Consider the following 4397-nt stretch of genomic DNA (forward strand, 5'->3'; position numbering starts at 1 on the left):
TGAAGACGACGAGGTTGATAGGTTCGGGGTGGAAGCACAGCAATGTGTGGAGCTGACGAATACTAATCGGTCGAGGGCTTATCCTAAAACGTTTGCCAGGACTCATACATCCGGCAGACAACAGCTAAAAAGGTTCAGCAAACCTAACTTTCGTATCCAGTTTTCAGGGCGCAAATGCGTCAAGAAACACCCACAGTGATGTGGGTTTTTTATTGGCCTTTAGCTCAGCTGGTTAGAGCGCACCCCTGATAAGGGTGAGGTCGGTGGTTCGAGTCCACTAAGGCCAACCATTCATTTCAGTAAGGGGCCATAGCTCAGCTGGGAGAGCGCCTGCCTTGCAAGCAGGAGGTCAGCGGTTCGATCCCGCTTGGCTCCACCAATAAATCATTACTATTCCCTGATAGCTCAGTTGGTAGAGCACTCGACTGTTAATCGAGTTGTCACAGGTTCGAGTCCTGTTCGGGGAGCCATACAGAGAGGTGTCCGAGTGGTCGAAGGAGCACGATTGGAAATCGTGTATACGTTAATCGCGTATCGAGGGTTCGAATCCCTTCCTCTCTGCCAGTAAGGCCCGTTGGTCAAGGGGTTAAGACACCTCCCTTTCACGGAGGTAACAGGGGTTCGAATCCCCTACGGGTCACCAATATGGAGGCTTAGCTCAGCTGGGAGAGCATCTGCCTTACAAGCAGAGGGTCGGCGGTTCGATCCCGTCAGCCTCCACCATAACGATATATGTTCTGAATGACGCGGGGTGGAGCAGCCCGGTAGCTCGTCGGGCTCATAACCCGAAGGCCGCAGGTTCAAATCCTGCCCCCGCAACCAATTACCATCGGAGACATCCGGCTAGATATAATGTGGAGCTGTGGTGTAGAGGCCTAACATGCCTGCCTGTCACGCAGGAGACCGCGGGTTCGAATCCCGTCAGCTCCGCCATTCAAACAACATCAGGCTCGGTAGCTCAGTCGGTAGAGCAGAGGACTGAAAATCCTCGTGTCGGCGGTTCGATTCCGTCCCGAGCCACCATTTTAGCAGTGTGAGCAATAAAAAGTGAATATGCCGTTGTAGCTCAACTGGTAGAGCAACTGACTTGTAATCAGTAGGTTGGGGGTTCAAGTCCTCTCGACGGCACCACATGGAGGATTAGTGAAGTGGCGTTTACCTTAGGGGCATAGTTTAAAGGTAGAACAAAGGTCTCCAAAACCTTTGGTGTGGGTTCAATTCCTGCTGCCCCTGCCAATAAAATATTGAAGATGGCGGTCGTGGCGAAGTGGTTAACGCATCGGTTTGTGGATCCGACATTCGGGGGTTCAATTCCCCTCGATCGCCCCATAAATATTATCTAAGTTTTAATTGATTGTTGGGGATTAGCCAAGCGGTATTCAAACCTTGTTCCCCAGCCATTGTTACGAGCCATTAGCTCAGTTGGTAGAGCACCTGACTTTTAATCAGGGTGTCGTAGGTTCAAGTCCTACATGGCTCACTTTTAGTTTTTAAATGCGGTCATGGCGGAATTGGCAGACGCGCTAGATTCAGGTTCTAGTGGTGTAACAGCCGTGGAGGTTCGAGTCCTCTTGACCGCACCATTAGCGGAAGTGGCTCAGCGGTAGAGCATCGCCTTGCCAAGGCGAGGGTCGCGGGTTCGATTCCCGTCTTCCGCTCCATAATATGTGCCCTTAGCTCAGCTGGATAGAGCGTTTGACTACGAATCAAAAGGTCAGGAGTTCGAATCTCTTAGGGCACGCCATTTATTACGGGATGTAGCTCAGCTTGGTAGAGCACCTGGTTTGGGACCAGGGGGTCGCATGTTCGAATCGTGTCATCCCGATTTAATAAAGAGCCCTTTAACCAATTTGGTTAAAGGGCTCTTTATGTTTTTAAGGTATATAATAGTACAGTGGAGCGATTGCTTACAACTTTTCTCCCCATTACTTCAACGCTTTAACACGCTAGGTATGCAGCAAACATCGACGCCTTAAACGATTTCGTTACCTTGTTTAGATTTAATGGGGACGGTACCTCAACGACTATTAAACGGTTCGCTACTTTCATCGATGCAAGCAGAACGTATCATTTATAGATGGTTGTCGTTTATACTTTTATACTTTGACACATTAATGTAATACTTTATAAAACCGGGAATTTAATCTAATATCAACTCCGGCTATTTAGGCAGCAAGCATCTCCAAAAATCTCTCCGATCTAAAGTATTTAGTACATTAATTATTAATGTGTTACAATGCGCGACGGAGGAAAAAGGAAAGGCCCCTAGAAAAGGAGCCTTAAGGATAGTTGATCCGAATTAATCCGGATATATTTAAGCGTCGCTTTGCGACTCATTGGAAAAGCCGTCTATATTAAAGGGTATTCATAACCCTACTTAATTGGTTAAGGATGCCTGCCAAGGCGAATAAGACCTCGCCAGCATTTATAAATTTATTTCTCGGTCTACAAAGGAAATAAAAAAGAAGCCTTTGCTCAGGTTTCTTTTTGCATTGTATTAGATATGGTATACTGAGATGAAGAACGGGTAGGGAGTGATGGTGGTTATGGCCAAAAAAATGGACCATGAGACAGTCATCCAGTTAAAAAGTATTTTGAAAAAGCTAAATGTCAGTAACCAGAAGGTCCTGATTGATCTTCAAAATGAAACGCTTGAAATACAAGAAGATGAAATGGGTATTGAAGATCTGTTGGAGGCTGCAGGAACATTGTCGCAAGAACGGGCAAATGAGTTAATGAGTGATGTGAATAGTGCTCGTGAGGAATGGGATCGATGAAGGGATACTTGTTGGATTCGAACATAGCCATTGCAATATTGAGTAACGAATCTCGTGTGATCGAGTTTATTCAACAGGCTTCACGTGACCGCATGAAGATGTATTTCTCGGTCATAACAGAGTGTGAGGTTTTGTCAGGGCTAAAGGATGACGAACATTTACGAGCAGCAAATTTATTTGGGAATGGGCGGGTCATTGAAGTTTCATCAGAAATTGCTAAAACAGCCGGATCATTACGAAGGACTCAAAGGGAGAAAGGACGGAAACTAAAAACACCCGACGCTCTTATTATTGCTTCGGCTGTGAATGAAAACTTATGCCTTGTTTCAAGAGACCACGATATGAAATTCGTGAATGAAGAGCTGAATATAAATGTGATAAACATCTAATTCCCGCCTCTTGCTATTGGAGTGCGGGATTTTTGTTATGGTAATTTACATCGGATCGAGATCGCTAACAAGCATTGCCAAGCGCTTTTTCATTTTATAAGAAATATGGCTTTGAAGTTAGCTCGAGGCAACGAGGAAATGGCTAGCTTTAGTGAATAACATCGTACAAAAGAAGATGATCGTGGAGAAAATAAAAACAGCAATCATTCATAACCGTCAAAATTTTCTTCTCTGGGTAAATACGGGAGACAATAAGTACCTAAATATAATCAATAAGAAAGCCTAGGGGGTCATTTAAACGACACCCTTTTTTTATTTTCAGCTNTCTTCTCTGGGTAAATACGGGAGACAATAAGTACCTAAATATAATCAATAAGAAAGCCTAGGGGGTCATTTAAACGACACCCTTTTTTTATTTTCAGCAAAAATCAATATAGTTTTGACTGACGCTATCATGTCTTTCACCCGTCGCTCATTGGGTTCGTATTGTATTTAATCCGAAAAACCTTATCATCGTTGCCTTACATAATTCTTGTCTACCTCACTGTTCTTCATTCAATCCATAAGAGGCCCTCAGGTAAGCCTCATCGGGATCGTGAATTTCATCGGTATGGAGAGTATTTACTTGGTGAAGTTGTGGATCTTACAGAGGATATAGCAAAAAATAGCGGATGTAACTTCATCACAATCGAAGCATTGCCAAGCGCTCTTTCATTTTATGAGAAATATGGCTTTAAAGTTAGTTCGAGGCAACGAGGAAATGGTGAGCTTTTCAACATGGTATTAAAACTTGGCGAACTAGAAGAATAATGATAGGGCTCCTTTTGGAGCTTTTTTTATTAAATTGCATACGGGACTATCCAAACTACGAGTCACCTTTACTAAAGAGCAGCAAATGGCGCTAGATCGTAAAAGAGTGGATACAGGCGGTCCGTTATTACAGAAGGACAAACCGGTCACGCGCAGCAGTATCCTCCTCTTTACGGAACCAACCGGGGCCTTTTTCATCTTTTCGACCTCAGGCTTCGCGGTCCATTGTTCCAGTGCTTCATGTTCAAGCTGCCGTTTTATTCGGTGTTTGATCAGTTCACTATTTAAACGATCGATTCTCTGTTCCATTGGCAAGTTTTAATAAGCGAAGAACAAAAAAAATTTTCACCTTGGGGAACATGGAATGATACTTTGCTTATTGAAAAATTAGTGGATGATTGGACTTTGGACGAGTGGAGTT

General features: G+C 44.2%; 2 protein-coding genes, 17 tRNA genes and 1 rRNA gene. All 20 read left to right on the top strand.

Annotated elements, in window-relative coordinates; translation table 11 throughout:
• Positions 1 to 86 (top strand): 23S ribosomal RNA (locus ASG81_RS13020); the annotation flags it as partial.
• Between the two features lie 127 nt (positions 87 to 213).
• Positions 214 to 290, top strand: a tRNA-Ile gene (locus ASG81_RS13025).
• Between the two features lie 13 nt (positions 291 to 303).
• Positions 304 to 379, top strand: a tRNA-Ala gene (locus tag ASG81_RS13030).
• A 15-nt stretch (positions 380 to 394) separates the two neighbouring features.
• Positions 395 to 470 (top strand) — tRNA-Asn (locus ASG81_RS13035).
• Between the two features lie 3 nt (positions 471 to 473).
• Positions 474 to 564 (top strand) — tRNA-Ser (locus ASG81_RS13040).
• Positions 565 to 568: 4 nt separating this feature from the next.
• Positions 569 to 643 (top strand) — tRNA-Glu (locus tag ASG81_RS13045).
• Positions 644 to 647: 4 nt separating this feature from the next.
• Positions 648 to 723 (top strand) — tRNA-Val (locus ASG81_RS13050).
• A 22-nt stretch (positions 724 to 745) separates the two neighbouring features.
• Positions 746 to 822 (top strand) — tRNA-Met (locus tag ASG81_RS13055).
• Positions 823 to 856: 34 nt separating this feature from the next.
• Positions 857 to 933: transfer RNA gene (locus ASG81_RS13060), tRNA-Asp, on the top strand.
• Between the two features lie 14 nt (positions 934 to 947).
• Positions 948 to 1023: transfer RNA gene (locus ASG81_RS13065), tRNA-Phe, on the top strand.
• A 32-nt stretch (positions 1024 to 1055) separates the two neighbouring features.
• A tRNA-Thr gene (locus ASG81_RS13070) sits at positions 1056 to 1131 on the top strand.
• A gap of 31 nt (positions 1132 to 1162) precedes the next feature.
• Positions 1163 to 1236 (top strand) — tRNA-Trp (locus ASG81_RS13075).
• A 17-nt stretch (positions 1237 to 1253) separates the two neighbouring features.
• Positions 1254 to 1329: transfer RNA gene (locus tag ASG81_RS13080), tRNA-His, on the top strand.
• A gap of 78 nt (positions 1330 to 1407) precedes the next feature.
• A tRNA-Lys gene (locus tag ASG81_RS13085) sits at positions 1408 to 1480 on the top strand.
• 16 nt (positions 1481 to 1496) lie between these two features.
• Positions 1497 to 1583 (top strand) — tRNA-Leu (locus ASG81_RS13090).
• A 3-nt stretch (positions 1584 to 1586) separates the two neighbouring features.
• Positions 1587 to 1661: transfer RNA gene (locus ASG81_RS13095), tRNA-Gly, on the top strand.
• Positions 1662 to 1667: 6 nt separating this feature from the next.
• Positions 1668 to 1744 (top strand) — tRNA-Arg (locus ASG81_RS13100).
• Between the two features lie 7 nt (positions 1745 to 1751).
• A tRNA-Pro gene (locus ASG81_RS13105) sits at positions 1752 to 1825 on the top strand.
• A 721-nt stretch (positions 1826 to 2546) separates the two neighbouring features.
• A complete protein-coding gene (locus ASG81_RS13110) occupies positions 2547 to 2777 on the top strand; it encodes a hypothetical protein (RefSeq protein ID WP_235548856.1) in 231 nt (76 codons plus the stop codon).
• A complete protein-coding gene (locus tag ASG81_RS13115; protein WP_056634551.1) occupies positions 2774 to 3166 on the top strand; it encodes a type II toxin-antitoxin system VapC family toxin in 393 nt (130 codons plus the stop codon). Before ASG81_RS13110 ends, ASG81_RS13115 begins: the two co-directional genes overlap by 4 nt.
• Positions 3167 to 4397: the final 1231 nt, after the last annotated feature.

It is taken from the genome of Paenibacillus sp. Soil522, assembly GCF_001428245.1.
Classification (GTDB): domain Bacteria; phylum Bacillota; class Bacilli; order Paenibacillales; family Paenibacillaceae; genus Pristimantibacillus.

Excerpts from the sequence above, each read along its gene's own strand:
- ASG81_RS13110 (WP_235548856.1), top strand. The coding sequence starts at position 2,547 with ATGGCCAAAAAAATGGACCATGAGACAGTCATCCAGTTAAAAAGTATT.
- ASG81_RS13115 (WP_056634551.1), top strand. The coding sequence starts at position 2,774 with ATGAAGGGATACTTGTTGGATTCGAACATAGCCATTGCAATATTGAGT.